Annotated in this window: 14 protein-coding genes; 2 read left to right on the forward strand and 12 right to left on the reverse strand. The window is 70.7% G+C overall.

The genetic code is table 11. The features are described 5' to 3' along the window. Positions 1–69 precede the first annotated feature (69 nt). Both hisS and ACN6LM_RS14405 read right to left on the reverse strand, forming a co-directional pair. Entirely contained in the window at positions 70–1,332 is a 1,263-nt protein-coding gene (gene hisS, locus ACN6LM_RS14400; RefSeq protein WP_445065756.1) for a histidine--tRNA ligase, read from the reverse strand. Positions 1,333–1,345: 13 nt separating this feature from the next. Further along, complete coding sequence (locus ACN6LM_RS14405; protein WP_445065757.1) at positions 1,346–2,041, reverse strand: MBL fold metallo-hydrolase; 696 nt, start codon at positions 2,039–2,041, stop codon at positions 1,346–1,348. Between the two features lie 149 nt (positions 2,042–2,190). Here ACN6LM_RS14405 and ACN6LM_RS14410 point away from each other — a divergent pair, with 149 nt between their 5' ends. Both ACN6LM_RS14410 and ACN6LM_RS14415 read left to right on the forward strand, forming a co-directional pair. Continuing rightward, positions 2,191–2,985, forward strand: coding sequence for a peptidylprolyl isomerase (locus tag ACN6LM_RS14410; RefSeq protein ID WP_445065758.1), 795 nt, complete (start codon positions 2,191–2,193; stop codon positions 2,983–2,985). 173 nt (positions 2,986–3,158) lie between these two features. Further along, positions 3,159–4,388, forward strand: coding sequence for a DUF349 domain-containing protein (locus ACN6LM_RS14415; RefSeq protein ID WP_445065759.1), 1,230 nt, complete (start codon positions 3,159–3,161; stop codon positions 4,386–4,388). 69 nt (positions 4,389–4,457) lie between these two features. On the opposite strand, the gene ACN6LM_RS14420 is transcribed toward ACN6LM_RS14415, so the two are convergent. From ACN6LM_RS14420 to pdxT, 10 genes are all read right to left on the reverse strand, one after another. Then, positions 4,458–7,016: a RelA/SpoT family protein gene (locus tag ACN6LM_RS14420; RefSeq protein ID WP_445065760.1), complete on the reverse strand. Its 2,559-nt coding sequence runs from the start codon at positions 7,014–7,016 to the stop codon at positions 4,458–4,460. Between the two features lie 150 nt (positions 7,017–7,166). Further along, complete coding sequence (locus tag ACN6LM_RS14425; protein WP_143624522.1) at positions 7,167–7,718, reverse strand: adenine phosphoribosyltransferase; 552 nt, start codon at positions 7,716–7,718, stop codon at positions 7,167–7,169. Then, the gene (secF, locus tag ACN6LM_RS14430; RefSeq protein ID WP_445065761.1) at positions 7,718–8,821 is read right to left on the reverse strand and encodes a protein translocase subunit SecF; all 1,104 of its coding nucleotides are present in this window, start codon (positions 8,819–8,821) and stop codon (positions 7,718–7,720) included. The genes ACN6LM_RS14425 and secF overlap by 1 nt, the downstream gene beginning before the upstream one ends. A gap of 1 nt (position 8,822) precedes the next feature. Then, positions 8,823–10,577, reverse strand: a complete 1,755-nt coding sequence (secD, locus tag ACN6LM_RS14435) for a protein translocase subunit SecD (RefSeq protein ID WP_445065762.1) — start codon at positions 10,575–10,577, stop codon at positions 8,823–8,825. Positions 10,578–10,724: 147 nt separating this feature from the next. Further along, positions 10,725–11,180, reverse strand: a complete 456-nt coding sequence (yajC, locus tag ACN6LM_RS14440; RefSeq protein ID WP_445065763.1) for a preprotein translocase subunit YajC — start codon at positions 11,178–11,180, stop codon at positions 10,725–10,727. Positions 11,181–11,345: 165 nt separating this feature from the next. Then, complete coding sequence (ruvB, locus tag ACN6LM_RS14445; protein ID WP_445065764.1) at positions 11,346–12,419, reverse strand: Holliday junction branch migration DNA helicase RuvB; 1,074 nt, start codon at positions 12,417–12,419, stop codon at positions 11,346–11,348. Between the two features lie 77 nt (positions 12,420–12,496). Continuing rightward, positions 12,497–13,123: a Holliday junction branch migration protein RuvA gene (ruvA, locus tag ACN6LM_RS14450; RefSeq protein ID WP_445065765.1), complete on the reverse strand. Its 627-nt coding sequence runs from the start codon at positions 13,121–13,123 to the stop codon at positions 12,497–12,499. Next, positions 13,120–13,689 carry a crossover junction endodeoxyribonuclease RuvC gene (gene ruvC, locus ACN6LM_RS14455; RefSeq protein ID WP_445065816.1) on the reverse strand — a complete coding sequence of 190 codons (570 nt, stop codon included), beginning with the start codon at positions 13,687–13,689 and terminating at the stop codon, positions 13,120–13,122. The genes ruvA and ruvC overlap by 4 nt, the downstream gene beginning before the upstream one ends. A gap of 131 nt (positions 13,690–13,820) precedes the next feature. Beyond that, complete coding sequence (locus ACN6LM_RS14460; RefSeq protein WP_445065766.1) at positions 13,821–14,573, reverse strand: YebC/PmpR family DNA-binding transcriptional regulator; 753 nt, start codon at positions 14,571–14,573, stop codon at positions 13,821–13,823. A gap of 61 nt (positions 14,574–14,634) precedes the next feature. After that, positions 14,635–15,228 (reverse strand): pyridoxal 5'-phosphate synthase glutaminase subunit PdxT, encoded by a 594-nt coding sequence (gene pdxT, locus ACN6LM_RS14465; RefSeq protein ID WP_445065767.1) that lies wholly within the window; start codon positions 15,226–15,228, stop codon positions 14,635–14,637. Position 15,229: the final 1 nt, after the last annotated feature.

Below are 15,229 nucleotides of genomic sequence, written 5' to 3' on the forward strand. Positions count from 1 at the left end.
TGGTCGGTGTGGTGGTGCTCGATCTCCACTCCGTACTCGCCGCCCATTGCCGCCCGCCCCCGCCGTCTCTCACGCCAGGCGTGCGCGGACCGTCTCGACCACGTCGGAGACGGGGACCGGCGTCTGTTCGCCGGACTCCATGTCCTTGAGCTGGACGTGGCCCTCGGCCAGGTCGCGCTCGCCGGCCACGATCGTGAACCGGGCGCCCGAGCGGTTGGCGCTCTTCATGGCGCCCTTCAGCCCCCGGCCACCGAACGCGAAGTCCGCGGCCACGCCCTCCCGGCGCAGCTGGGTGACGACGCCGAACAGGACCCGGCGCGCCTCCTCGCCGAGCGGGACAGCGAAGACGCTGGTGGTGGAGGGCAGGTCCAGCTCGATGCCCTCGGCCTCCAGGGCGAGGACCGTGCGGTCGACGCCGAGCGCCCAGCCGACCGACGGGAGCGCCGGGCCGCCGATCATCTCGGAGAGCCCGTCGTAGCGGCCGCCGCCGCCCACCGCGGACTGCGAGCCGAGACCGTCGTGCACGAACTCGAAGGTGGTGCGCGTGTAGTAGTCGAGGCCGCGCACCAGCCTCTCGTCGTCCTCGTAGATCACGCCCGCCTCGTTGAGCAGGTCGCGGACCTGCTCGTGGTACGCCTTGCACGCGTCGCACAGGAAGTCGCGCAGCACCGGGGCGCCGGTCAGCTGCCTCTGCACCTCGGGGCGCTTGTCGTCGAGGACGCGCAGCGGGTTGATCTCGATGCGCCGGCGGGTCTCCTCGTCCAGGTCCAGCTCGCGCAGGAAGCCCTGGAGCGCGTCGCGGTAGACGGGACGGCACTCCTTGTCGCCCAGTGAGTTCAGCAGGATCCGGAACTCGCGCAGGCCCAGCGCGCGGTACGCCTGGTCGGCGAGGATGATCAGCTCGGCGTCGAGCGCCGGGTCCTCGGCGCCGATGGCCTCGGCCCCGACCTGCGAGAAGTGGCGGTAGCGGCCCTTCTGCGGACGCTCGTAGCGGTAGTACGAGCCGGAGTACCAGAGCTTGACCGGCAGGTTGCCCAGCTTGTGGAGGTTGGCCTCCAGGGCCGCGCGGAGCACCGATGCGGTGCCCTCGGGGCGCAGCGCGAGCTGGGAGCCGCCCTTGGTGGTGAGGGTGTACATCTCCTTGGTGACGATGTCGGTGGACTCGCCGACGCCGCGGGAGAAGAGGGCCACGTCCTCGAAGCCGGGGGTCTCGATGTAGCCGTAGCCGGAGTTCTTCAGCGGGGCGGCGATCGCCTCGCGCACCGCCAGGTACTTCGCGGAGTCCGGCGGGGTCAGGTCGTACGTGCCCTTGGGGGCCTTGAAGGTGCTCACGATTCCGCTCTCGTCACATTCCTCGTCGGGGCGCGTCCGCACCGGGCATCCCGGTCAGAAACGGGTTGGTGGCGCGCTCGCGGCCGATGGTCGTCTGGGGGCCGTGGCCGGACAGCACCACGGTCGAGTCGTCGAGCGGCAGGCACACGCGGGCCAGCGACTCGAGGAGCTCGGCGTGGTCGCCGCCGGGCAGGTCGGTGCGTCCGACGGAGCCGGCGAAGAGCAGGTCGCCCGAGAAGAGGACCGGGGGGACCTCCGGGGTCTCGGGCATCCTGAACGTCACCGACCCCTTGGTATGGCCGGGCGCGTGCGAGACGCCGAACTCCATGCCCGCGAGGCTCAGGCGGGCGCCGTCGGTCAGCTCCTGGACGTCGTCCGGCTCGCCCACCGTCAGCTCGCCCATGAGCGGCATCCCGATGGAGCGGCCGAGCGCCTTCTCCGGGTCGCTCATCATGTAGCGGTCCTGGGGGTGGATCCAGGCCGGGACGTCATGCGCGCCGCACACCGGAACGACCGAGGCGACATGGTCGATGTGGCCGTGCGTGAGGACGACGGCGACGGGCTTGAGCCGATGCTTCTTCAGCGTTTCCTCGACTCCGGCGGCGGCCTGGTGGCCCGGGTCGATGATCACGCACTCCTCACCCGCGGCGGGGGCGACCAGGTAACAGTTGGTCCCCCAGGCTCCGGCGGGGAACCCGGCAATCAGCACGATCGTCCTTAATTCGTCGTCCTACGCGGAAGAGCGACCGCGAGGTCACAGCAGTTCAGAGCCTACCGGCGCTCCTCATTCCACAGCTAACCCATATACGGTACGGGGCGACCCAGGCCCGAACACACGACGTACAAGGAGAACACCCGGTGGTCACCAGCGATCAGCGGCGGCGGCAGCTCGCCCGGGAGAAGTACGAGCGGCAGCAGCGGCGCCGGGAGGACGCCCGGCGCCGGACGAGGCGGCTGACGCTCGCCATCACCTCGGCCGTCGCCGTGGTGGCGGTCATCGGCGGTGCGACGTACCTCGCCACCAGCGGGGACGACGACAAGGACAAGACGGACGCGGCGGCCAGCCAGAGCCCGTCGGCCGAGGCGTCGCCCTCCCCCACGGAGGAGGCGAAGCCCGAGCCGGCGATGAAGATCGACAAGAAGGCCGAGTACGCGATGTCGATCAGGACGAGCCAGGGGGACATCGCGTTCACCATGGACGCGTCGAAGACCCCGCACACGACGAACTCCTTCAAGTCGCTGGCCGACAAGAAGTTCTTCGACGGCACCAAGTGCCACCGGCTGACCACCGAGAACATCTTCGTGCTGCAGTGCGGCGACCCCAAGGGCGACAGCAGCGGCGGCCCGGGTTACACGATCCCCGACGAGAACCTGACGGCGCTGGGCAAGGCCGACTCGAACGGCGACGTGGTCTACCCGGCGGGCACGGTGGCGATGGCCAACACGGGCCAGCCGCACACGGGCGGCAGCCAGTTCTTCCTGGTCTACAAGGACAGCAAGCTGCCGCCCACGTACACGCCGTTCGGCACGATGGACGAGAAGTCGCTGAAGATCGTCGAGACCGTCGGCAAGGCCGGCGTCGAGGGCGGCGGCCCCGACGGTGCGCCGAAGAAGCCTGTGAACATCTCGAAGCTGACCGTCGACAAGGTGTGATTCCGGGGGCGGGCCCGCCGGGCGCCGAATAAATCCAGCCGGGCTGAGTGCGGACAGCCGGGTGGCCCGTCGCCTAGATTGGCGTCGTGCAGGGCGGGCGGTGCCCGCCCCAGGAAACTGTGGACGATGCCAGGGGGGTGACCCCCTCACGGGCATCAGGTGGAGGAGGCGCTGTGAGCAGCGACCCGTGGGGCCGTGTCGATGAGACAGGCACCGTGTACGTGCGTACAGCCGACGGCGAGCAGGTCGTCGGATCGTGGCAGGCCGGTTCACCGGCGGAGGCCCTGGCCTACTTCGAGCGCAAGTACGAGGGCATTGTGGTCGAGATCGGCCTCCTCGAACGGCGGGTGAAGACCACCGACCTGTCCGCGAAGGACGCGACGACCGCCATCGAGCACCTGCGTACCCAGGTCGACGAGCACCACGCCGTCGGCGACCTGGACGCGCTGCGCAAGCGCCTGGACGCGCTCGTCGCGACGGTCGACTCGCGGCGCGAGGAGCGCAAGGCCCAGAAGGCGAAGCAGGCCGACGAGTCGAAGCAGGCCAAGGAGGCCCTGGTCGCCGAGGCCGAGGAGCTGGCGCAGAGCGAGCAGTGGCGCTCCGCGGGCGAGCGGCTGCGCGCCCTCGTGGACACGTGGAAGGGCCTGCCCAGGCTCGACCGCAAGTCCGACGACGAGCTGTGGCACCGCTTCTCGCACGCCCGCTCGGCGTTCTCCAAGCGCCGCAAGGCCCACTTCGCCTCGCTGGACGCCCAGCGCGAGGAGGCCCGCAAGGTCAAGGAGAAGCTGGTCGTGGAGGCCGAGGCGCTCTCCGGGTCGACCGACTGGGGGGCGACGGCCGCCCGCTACCGCGACCTGATGACCCAGTGGAAGGCGGCGGGCCGCGCCCAGCGCGAGGCCGAGGACGAACTGTGGAACCGTTTCCGCGGCGCCCAGGACGTCTTCTTCGCCGCCCGTGGCGAGGTCTTCGCGGAGCGCGACGCGGAGCAGGGCGAGAACCTCAAGAGTAAGGAGGAGCTCGCCGACGAGGCCGAGAAGCTGGTGCCGGTGACGGACCTGAAGGCGGCCAGGGCCGCGTTCCGGGGCATCAACGAGCGCTGGGAGGCCATCGGCCACGTGCCGCGTGACGCCCGTCCGAAGGTCGAAGGGCGGATGCAGGCGGTGGAGCGGGCGCTCCAGGAGGCCGAGGAGGCCGAGTGGCGCCGGACGAACCCGGAGGCGCGGGCCCGCGCCGCGGGTCTGACCGGTCAGCTCCAGGCCGCCGTGGACAAGCTGCGGGGCCAGATCGACACCGCCCGCGCCTCGGGGAACAACGCCCGTGCGGACAAGCTGGCCCGTGAGCTGGAGGGCCGCCAGGCCCTGCTCGACCAGGCGCTCAAGGGCCTGGAGGAGTTCGGCGGCTGACCGCCTCCCGTGCTTCGTGAGAGGGGCCCTTCCGCGCTCGCGCGGAAGGGCCCCTCTTCGTGTGCGTGACTACGGCCGGCGTGCCGAGGTCACCCGGTAGACGTCGTAGACGCCCTCCACGCCCCGTACCGCCTTCAGGACGTGGCCGAGGTGCTTCGGGTCGCCCATCTCGAAGGTGAAGCGCGAGGTGGCGACCCGGTCCCGGGACGTCTGGACGGCGGCGGACAGGATGTTGACGTGCTGGTCCGAGAGGACCCGGGTGACGTCCGACAGGAGCCGGGACCGGTCCAGCGCCTCGACCTGGATGGCGACCAGGAAGACCGAGGACTGGGTGGGCGCCCACTCGACGTCCAGGATCCGTTCCGGCTGCTGGGAGAGCGAGTCGACGTTCACGCAGTCGGCGCGGTGCACGGAGACGCCGCTGCCCCGGGTGACGAAGCCGATGATGGGGTCGCCGGGCACGGGCGTACAGCAGCGGGCGAGTTTGACCCAGACGTCGTCGACGCCCTTGACGACGACCCCGGGGTCGGCGTTGGAGCGGCGCTTGGCGCGGCTGCGGGAGGGCGGGGTGCTCTCCTCCAGGTCCTCGTTGGCCGCGTCCTCGCCGCCGAGGGCCTGGACCAGCTTCTGCACGACGCCCGCGGCGGCGACGTGGCCTTCGCCGATCGCGGCGTACAGGGACGAGATGTCGGGGTAGCGCATCTCGTGCGCCAGCGTGACCAGCGAGTCGCCGGTCAGGATGCGCTGGATCGGCAGGTTCTGCTTGCGCATGGCCCGCGCGATGGCGTCCTTGCCCTGCTCGATCGCCTCGTCGCGGCGCTCCTTGGAGAACCAGGCGCGGATCTTGTTGCGGGCCCGGGGCGACTTGACGAAGCCCAGCCAGTCGCGGGAGGGCCCGGCACCGGCCGCCTTCGAGGTGAAGACCTCCACGAGGTCGCCATTGTCGAGCGTGGACTCCAGCGGCACGAGCCTGCCGTTGACCCGTGCTCCTATCGTGCGGTGGCCGACCTCCGTGTGGACGGCGTAGGCGAAGTCGACCGGGGTGGCCCCGGCCGGCAGCGCTATGACGTCGCCCTTGGGCGTGAAGACGAAGACCTCGTTGCGCGAGAGGTCGAAGCGCAGCGACTCCAGGAACTCGCTGGGGTCCTCGGTCTCCTTCTGCCAGTCAAGGAGTTGGCGGAGCCACGCCATGTCGTTGACCGTGTCCTGGCCGCGCCCGCTGTTCTTGGGGACGTCGGTGCGCACCTTGGAGGCGCCCGCGACGGCCTCCTGCTTGTACTTCCAGTGGGCGGCGATGCCGTACTCGGCGCGGCGGTGCATGTCGAACGTACGGATCTGGAGCTCGACGGGCTTGCCGCTGGGGCCGATCACCGTGGTGTGCAGTGACTGGTACATGTTGAACTTGGGCATAGCGATGTAGTCCTTGAACCGGCCGGGGACCGGATTCCATCGCGCGTGCACGGTGCCGAGCGCCGCGTAGCAGTCGCGGACGGTGTCCACGAGGACCCGGATACCGACCAAGTCGTAGATCTCGGCGAAGTCGCGGCCCCGCACGATCATCTTCTGGTAGACGCTGTAGTAGTGCTTGGGCCGTCCGGTGACGGTGGCCTTGATGCGGGCGGCGCGCAGGTCCGCCTGGACCTCGTCGGTGACGACGGCGAGGTATTCGTCGCGCTTGGGCGCGCGCTCCGCCACCAGCCGCACGATCTCGTCGTACATCTTGGGGTAGAGGATCGCGAAGGCGAGGTCCTCCAGCTCCCACTTGATGGTGTTCATGCCCAGGCGGTGGGCGAGCGGGGCGTAGATCTCCAGCGTTTCGCGGGCCTTCTTCTCCTGCTTCTCCCGCTTGAGGTACCGCATGGTGCGCATGTTGTGCAGCCGGTCGGCGAGCTTGATGACCAGGACGCGCGGGTCCTTGGCCATCGCGACGACCATCTTGCGCACGGTCTCGGCCTGCGCGGCCTCGCCGAACTTGACCTTGTCGAGCTTGGTGACGCCGTCGACCAGCAGGGCGACCTGGTCGCCGAAGTCGCGGCGCAGGGTGTCCAGACCGTACTCGGTGTCCTCGACCGTGTCGTGCAGCAGCCCGGCCATCAGGGTGGCCGGGTCCATGCCCAGCTCGGCGAGGATCGTGGTGACGGCGAGCGGGTGCGTGATGTACGGGTCGCCGCTCTTGCGCTTCTGGCCGCGGTGCCAGCGCTCGGCGACCTGGTAGGCGCGCTCGATCTGGCGCAGCGTGGCGGTCTCGGTCTTGGCGTCGTTGCCGCGCACGATCCGCAGCAGCGGTTCGAGGACCGGGTTGTACGGGCTGGAGCGCTGCACGCCGAGGCGGGCGAGGCGGGCCCGGACGCGGTTGGAGGAGCCGCCGGAGCGGGAGGCGGGGCCGGTGGGCGAGGTGGACCCGGCGGCGGGTTTCGCGGGGGGCTTGGGCGCGGTCGGGGCGGGCGCGGCCGGCTGGGCGGGCGAAGCGGGCGCGGGGCCGTTCGCCTCGGCGGACGCCGGGCCCGTGCCGGGCTGGGGCGCCGGAGGCTTCGGCTTCTCCGCGGGCTGCTGCTTCGCGGGCGTGGCGGAGGCCGCCCCTGGCTTGTCGGGCTGCGGGGCGGCGACTGGCTGGGCCTCGTCTGGCAAGAGCGCTCCTCGTGCGGATCCGGACACACCCGGAAGGGCCATCGTAACGACCCGGCGGCCGGTCCTCCCCCGGGGACCGTGAGAGCCCCCACAACGCCGACGGGCACCCGGTTGTTCCCGGGTGCCCGTCGGTGGCGGTGCGGCAGGTCCTCAGACCGTGATCAGGGCCTCCAGCGGGGCCCCGCGCAGGCTGTCGGCCAGGCGGGCCCTCCCGTCCAGGAAGCCGAGCTCCATGAGGACGGCGACCCCGGCGACCTGGGCGCCGGCCCGGCGGATGAGCTCCAGGGACGCGTCGGCGGTGCCTCCGGTGGCGAGTACGTCGTCGATGACCATGATCCGGTCGTCGGCGGACAGGTCCTCCGCGTGGATCTCGATCTCGGCGGTGCCGTACTCCAGCTCGTACGCCTGGCTGAGCGTGGCCCCCGGCAGCTTCCCGGCCTTGCGGACCGGTACGAAGCCGAGGCCGGCCCGGACCGCGACGGGCGCGGCCAGGATGAAGCCGCGGGCCTCCAGGCCGACGATCTTCGTGGCGCCGTGCCGGAGGCACAGTTCCGCGAGGGCGTCGGTGAGGGCCGTGAAGGCGACCGGGTCCGCGAGCAGCGGGGTGATGTCCTTGAACATCACGCCCGGCTTCGGGTAGTCCGCCACGTCACGGATGCGGCTGAGCAGGAGTTCCCTGGTGCTTTCGGTGGTGCTGGTCATCAGTGCTTCCCCGGGGTGCGGCCGTGGCCCCTGGGCTCCCGGCGCTGACCGACGACCGCACCGGCGTGGGCGGCGTCCTCGTGGTCGGCCCCGTCCAGCTCGGCCTGCTCGGCCTCGGTGGCCTCGCCCTTGGCGGCGGCGGCCGCGCGCTTGGCGAGGACCCGCTTCTTCAGGGCCTTCATCTGCGGCTCGCGTTCCTTGAGGTCGGCGACCAGAGGGGTGGCGATGAAGATCGACGAGTACGCACCGGCCGCGAGGCCGACGAAGAGGGCGAGCGAGATGTCGTTCAGCATGCCGGCGCCGAGGACACCGCCGCCGATGAACAACAGACCGGCGACCGGCAGCAGGGCGACGACGGTGGTGTTGATCGAACGGACCAGCGTGCTGTTGATGGAGCGGTTGGCGACGTCGCTGTACGTCCACCGGGTCTGCTTGGTGATCCCCTTCGTGCCCTCCTTGAGGCTGTCGAAGACGACGACCGTGTCGTAGAGGGAGTAACCGAGGATGGTCAGCAGACCGATCACGGTGCCGGGGGTGACCTCGAAGCCGACCAGGGCGTAGACACCGACCGTGATGGTGATGTCGTGGATCAGCGCGACGAGGGCCGCCACCGCCATCCGCCACTCGAAGGCGATGGCCAGGTAGATGACGACCAGGATCATGAAGACGCCGAGGCCGGTCCAGGCCTTGTTGGCGATCTGCTCGCCCCAGCTGGGACCGACGAGGTCGGCCGCGATCTTCTCGCGCGGGACGTCGAGGTCCTGGGCGAGCTTGTCCTGGATCTCGTCGGACTTGTTGGTGTCGACCTCGGTGATCTGGATGCGCAGACCGCCGTTGCCGAGCTTCTGGACGATGGCCTGGTGGCCGGAGGCGTCCGAAGCCAGGTCCTCCGCCTCGGAGACGGACACGCTCGTCTTCGGGGTGGTGAAGACGGCACCGCCCTTGAACTCGATGCCCATGTTCAGGCCGCTGACCACCAGACCGAGGATGGCCGTGATGGTGATCAGGACGGAGACGCCGTACCAGATCTTGCGCTTGCCGATGAAGTCGTAGCCGACCTCGCCTCGGTAGAGACGGGCGCCGAGATTCCCGAGTCGCGACATCTCACGCCTCCTTCGGTTCGGTGGGGGCGTTGACACGGCGGGAGCGGCGCAGCGGCGGCTTGGCGCCGAGGCGCTTCGGGTCCAGACCGGACCACGGGTGGCCGCCGGCGAAGAACTTCTTGCGGGCCATGATCGTCATGAGCGGCTTGGTGAAGAAGAACACCACGACGACGTCGAGCAGGGTGGTGAGACCCAGCGTGAAGGCGAAGCCCTGGACCTTGCCGACGGTCACCACGAAGAGCACGGCGGCGGCGAGGAACGAGACGAAGTCGGAGACCAGGATCGTGCGCCGGGCGCGCGGCCAGCCGCGTTCCACGGCGGGGCGCAGCGTACGGCCCTCGCGGATCTCGTCCCGTACGCGTTCGAAGTACACGATGAACGAGTCGGCGGTGATACCGATGGCCACGATGGCACCGCAGACGGCGGGCAGGTTCAGCGCGAAGCCGATGGCCGGGCCGAGCAGCGACATGATCGTGTAGCTGAGGATGCCGGAGACCAGGAGGCTGAGCAGGGCGATGAACGCCAGACCGCGGTAGTAGGCCACCAGGTAGACGACCACGAGGGCGAGGCCGATGGCGCCGGCGATGAGCCCGGCCTTCAGCTGCTCGCCACCGAGCGCGGCGGTGACGGTGGTGACGCTCTGCTCCTTGAAGGAGAGCGGGAGCGCACCGTAGGAGAGCTGGTTGGCCAGGGCCTCGGCGCTGTCCTGGTTGAAGCTGCCGGAGATCTCGGCGCTGCCGCTCAGTTGCTCGCTGACCCGGGGGGCGGAGACGACCTCGCCGTCCAGCGCGATGGCGAACTGGTTCTGCGGCTCCTGCTGCGTGGAGAGCTTCTTGGTGATCGTCTGGAACTGCTTGGAGCCCTTGCCGGAGAACTCCATCTGGACGATCCACATGCCGCGCTGCTGGTCGAAGGCGGCCTTGGCGCTGTCGACCTCGGTGCCGGACACCTCGGCCGGGCCGAGCACGTACTTGGCGTCGCCTTCCTGGCTGCACGCCACGACCGTGTCGCCGGCCTTGCTGCCCTGGGCGGCCTTGGAGCGGGACGCCTTGCTGGAGCAGTCGAGCGACTCGAACTGCTTCTGGAGCTTGGCGGCGGCGGCCTGGTCCTCGGCGGACGCGGACTCACTGGCCTTGGGCGTGGCGCTGGCCTTCGGCGAGGGCGAGGCGTCGGCCTTCAGGGCGCCGGTGACCGCGCGGCCCTGGGTGGTGGCGGACGCGGACGGCTTGGACGAGGGGCTGGCGGCCTTGTCGCCGTCCGTCGCCTTCTCGGAGGCGGACGCCTTGGGCGAGGGCGAGGCGCTGGCCTTGCCGGAGGGCGAGGCGCTGGGGTCCGGGGTGGGCGTGCCCTGGGCGACGGTCAGCACGGGCCGGAAGTACAGCTTGGCCGTGGTGCCGACCTGCGCCCTGGCCTCGGCGGAGTTCGTGCCCTTGGGGATGTTGACGATGATGTTGCGTTCGCCCTGGGTCTGGACCTCGGCCTCGCTGACCCCAAGACCGTTGACGCGGCGGTTCATGATGTCGACCGCGGTGTCCATGTTGGTCTTGTTGATGGCCTTTTCCTGGCCCGGCTCGGCCTTGGCCTCCAGCGTGATGGAGGTACCGCCGGCCAGGTCGATGCCGAGTCGCGGCGTCGGCTGGTCGGCCAGGAACATCCCGCCCGTGAGGGCGACCATGGCGATCAGGATCAGCGCCAGGGAACGCCCTGGGTTCCCCTGTCCGCCGGCCGCGCCTCGGCCCTTCTTCGGTGCTGCCACCTTGTCGTTTCTCCCTGTCCAACCGCCCCGCGCCGGGTATGCGCCCAAGCGGCCACGAAGTTTAGTGGGGGCCCGCCCCCGCGAAGGCACGCACACACCGGGGTGCCGGACGCCTGTGGGCTCACGGCATCCCCGGGTCGCGGTGTGCTACTTCGCGTCGGCCTCGCCGTCGGCCTTGCCGTCGGACTTCTTGTCGTCCGCGGCCTCGGCGTCGTCGTCCGAGTCGGTCTTCTTGACCAGGTCGGTCTTGGCGTCGTCGGCCTCGGTCAGCGAGGAGGCGTCGTCGGGCACGACCGGGGCGTCGACGTCGAGCTCCGGGGTGTCGCCGTGGACGATGCGGTTGTACTCCGCGTCGTCCAGGACTGCGCCGATCGCGTTCTTCGCGTACACGGCGTGGACGCCGGGCGCGACCTCGAGGAGGACCGTGTCGTCGTGAAGCTCCTTGACGGTGGCGTACATGCCCCCGATCGTGCGGACGCCGGTGCCGGGCTGCATGTCATTGCGCATGGCCGCAGCCGCCGCCTGCTTCTTCTTGGCGGACCGCGTCATCAGGAACATGGCCCCGATGAGCACGATGAAGGGGAGGAGAGTCACGGGATTCACGGGACGAATTTCCTTCGCACGACCGCACTGGAGAACGGCCTGGTCTACGGGGGTGGGTACACCGACCCTTTACGGGCGGCATCGGCGGAGTCTAAGCGAGTCCGCATCGATGGAACAACGCCCAGCATGGCACCGGGGTTCCGCTTCCGGTCAACCTGTGACCCATCACGCCCCGAACAGGCCCTGTTGTCCCGTTACGCCGTGCTGCGGAGGAACCAGTCCCAGGTGGGCCCAGGCAGCCGGGGTGGCGACCCGTCCGCGCGGCGTCCTGGCCAGCAGTCCTTCCCGTACGAGGAAGGGCTCGGCCACCTCCTCGACCGTCTCGCGCTCCTCCCCCACGGCGACCGCGAGCGTGGACAGGCCCACCGGACCCCCGCCGAACAGCTTGAGCAGCGCCCCGAGCACCGCCCGGTCCAGCCGGTCCAGTCCCCGGGCGTCCACCTCGTACACCCCGAGGGCCGCCGACGCGATCTCCCGGTCGATCCGGCCGTCGGCCTTGACCTGGGCGTAGTCCCGCACGCGGCGCAGCAGCCGGTTCGCGATACGGGGCGTGCCCCGGGAGCGCCCCGCGATCTCGGCCGCGCCCTCGGCGTCCAGTTCGACGTCGAGCAGGCGGGCGGAGCGGTGGATCACCCGTTCCAGTTCGACGGGGGCGTAGAACTCCATGTGCCCGGTGAAGCCGAAGCGGTCGCGCAGCGGGGGCGGCAGCAGCCCGGCCCGGGTGGTGGCGCCGACCAGCGTGAAGGGGGGCAGCTCCAGCGGGATCGCGGTGGCGCCGGGGCCCTTGCCGACGATGACGTCGACCCGGAAGTCCTCCATGGCCATGTACAGCATCTCCTCGGCGGGCCGGGACATGCGGTGGATCTCGTCCAGGAACAGCACCTCGCCCTCCTGGAGCGAGGAGAGGATCGCCGCGAGGTCGCCGGCGTGCTGGATGGCCGGTCCCGAGGTGATCCGGATCGGGGCGTTCATCTCCGCCGCGATGATCATGGAGAGGGTGGTCTTGCCGAGGCCGGGCGCGCCGGAGAGCAGGACGTGGTCGGCGGTGGCGCCGCGGGCGCGGGCGGCCTTGAGGACCAGGTCGAGCTGTTCGCGGACCTTCTCCTGGCCGACGAACTCGTCCAGGTCCTTGGGGCGCAGCGCGGCCTCGACCGCGGTGTCGTCGCCGTCCGCGCCGGCGTCGACCAGCCGCTCGTCGAGCCGGTCGTCCATGCCGGCTCCGGTGTCGTCCCAGTTCATTTCGTCCTGTCCCGCCTCGGATGTCTCGGTGCCCCGCCGCAGGTGCCCGGCCGGGTGTGAAGGGTGGCCCGCGCCGCTCAGCGCGCCCGGTTGAGGGTCTGCAGGGCGGCGCGCAGCAGCTGCGGCACGGGCGCCCGGCCCCCGGCGGCGAGGGCTTCCTCGGCCTGGGGCGCGACGGCGGCGACCGCCTCGTCGGCCTCGCGGGTGGCGTAGCCGAGGCCGATCAGGGCGGCCTGGAGCTGGTCGCGCCAGGAGGCGGAGACGGCGGTGCCGATGCCCTGGCCGGGGGCGTGGGTGCCGATCGGTTCGCCGAGCCGGTCCTTCAGTTCCAGCAGGAGCTTCTGAGCGCCCTTCTTGCCGATGCCGGAGACGGCGGTGAGCGCCTTCTCGTCACCGGTGGCCACGGCGAGCCGCAGGGCGTCCGGGGTGTGCGTGGCCAGCATGGCCTGGGCGAGCCGGGGGCCGACGCCGCTGGCGGTCTGGAGCAGCTCGAAGACCTGCCGCTCGTCGTCGTCGGCGAAGCCGTAGAGGGTCAGCGAGTCCTCGCGGACGACGAGTGAGGTGGCGAGCCTGGCCTCCTGGCCGACGCGCAGGGCGGCCAGGGTGTTGGGCGCGCACTGCACGGCCATGCCGATGCCGCCGACCTCGATGACGGCCGTGGTCGGGGCGAGCGCGGCGACGGGGCCGGTGACGAAGGCGATCATCGGGGGACCTTCCGGACGGGTGCGGCTGCGGTGCGCGGGACGCGCGGGGTGCGGGCGGCGGCCGCCGCGTGCGCCTGCTGGAGGCGGTTGAGGGCGGGGGCTCGCCAGATGTGGCAGATGGCGAGCGCCAGGGCGTCCGCGGCGTCGGCCGGCCTGGGCGGGGCGTCCAGCCGTAGGAGCCGGGTCACCATGGCTCCCACCTGCGCCTTGTCGGCGCGTCCGCTGCCCGAGACGGCGGCCTTGACCTCGCTGGGCGTGTGCAGGGCGACGGGGAGGCCGCGCCGGGCGGCGCAGAGCATGGCGATCGCGCTGGCCTGGGCGGTGCCCATGACCGTGCGCACGTTGTGCTGGGCGAAGACCCGCTCGACGGCGACGCAGTCGGGGCGGTGCTCGTCCAGCCATTCCTCGATGCCGCGCTCGACGGCCACCAGGCGGTGGCCGAGCTCCGCGTCGGCCGGGGTGCGCACGACGCCCACGCCGAGCATGGTGAGCGGGCGGCCCGCGACGCCCTCGACCACGCCGACCCCGCACCGGGTCAGTCCCGGGTCCACGCCGAGCACGCGCACGGTCGCCCCTCCCTGCCGATCGGTCAACTGTTCCACTGTTTCAGCAGGCTATCGGTCGGCACCGACAATGCGGCGGGCCGGCGGGGTGTGTCCCCCGCCGGCCCGTCGGGAACGGCTGTGTCACAGGCGACTCAGGCGTCGACCTTCGCCATGACCTCGTCGCTGACGTCGAAGTTGGCGAAGACGTTCTGCACGTCGTCGCTGTCCTCCAGCGCGTCGATCAGCTTGAAGATCTTGCGGGCGCCCTCCTCGTCCAGGTCGACCTGCATGGTGGGCAGGAAGTCGGCCTCGGCCGAGTCGTAGTCGATGCCCGCCTCCTGGAGCGCGGTGCGCACCCCGACCATGTCGGTGGCCTCGCTGACGACCTGGTAGCTGTCGCCGAGGTCGTTGACCTCCTCGGCGCCCGCTTCGAGGACGGCACCGAGCACGTCGTCCTCGGTCAGCTCGCCCTTGGGGACGATGACGACGCCCTTGCGGTTGAAGAGGTACGAGACGGAACCCGGGTCGGCCATCGAGCCGCCGTTGCGGGTCATGGCGACCCGGACGTCGGACGCGGCACGGTTGCGGTTGTCGGTGAGGCACTCGATGAGCACCGCGACACCGTTGGGGCCGTAACCCTCGTACATGATCGTCTGGTAGTCGACGCCGCCCGCTTCGAGACCGCCACCGCGCTTGACCGCGGAGTCGATGTTCTTGTTCGGGACCGAACTCTTCTTGGCCTTCTGGATCGCGTCCACGAGGGTCGGGTTGCCCTCGGGGTCCACACCACCGGTGCGGGCCGCGACCTCGATGTTCTTGATCAGCTTCGCGAAGAGCTTGCCGCGCTTGGCGTCAATCACGGCCTTCTTGTGCTTCGTCGTAGCCCATTTAGAGTGGCCGGACATCTGCCTTCTCCTTCGCGTCACCAAATTCCGTACGAACCCGAGAGATCCTACCGGGATCGAGTCACCCGGCCGCGCGCACCATCTCGGTGAAGTACGCGTGGAGGCGGTGGTCCCCGGTCAGTTCCGGGTGGAATGACGTGGCGAGGGCGTTTTGCTGCCGTACGGCCACGATGTGGCCGCCGTGCTCCGCGATCACCTTCGCCCCGGCGCCCACCGACTCGACCCAGGGGGCCCGGATGAAGACGCCCTCCACCGGTCCGCCGCCGATCCCGGCGACCTCGACGGCGGCCTCGAAGGACTCGTTCTGCCGCCCGAAAGCGTTACGGCGCACGATCATGTCGATGCCGCCCAGCGTCTCCTGGCCGGACCGGGGGTCGAGGATCTTGTCGGCGAGCAGGATCATCCCGGCGCACGTGCCGTAGACCGGCATCCCGGCCGCGATCCGCTCCCGCAGGGGTTCCAGCATGCCGAACAGGGCGGCCAGCTTGGACATGGTGGTGGACTCGCCGCCGGGCAGGACCAGGCCGTCCACCTCGGCCAGTTCCTCGGGACGCCGGACCGGCCTGGCCAGGGCGTCCGCCGAGGCCAGGGCGATCAGGTGTTCCCGTACGTCGCCCTGGAGGGCCAGGACTCCGATCACAGGGGTGTCGTTCATC

The organism is Streptomyces sp. SAS_281 (assembly GCF_052542855.1).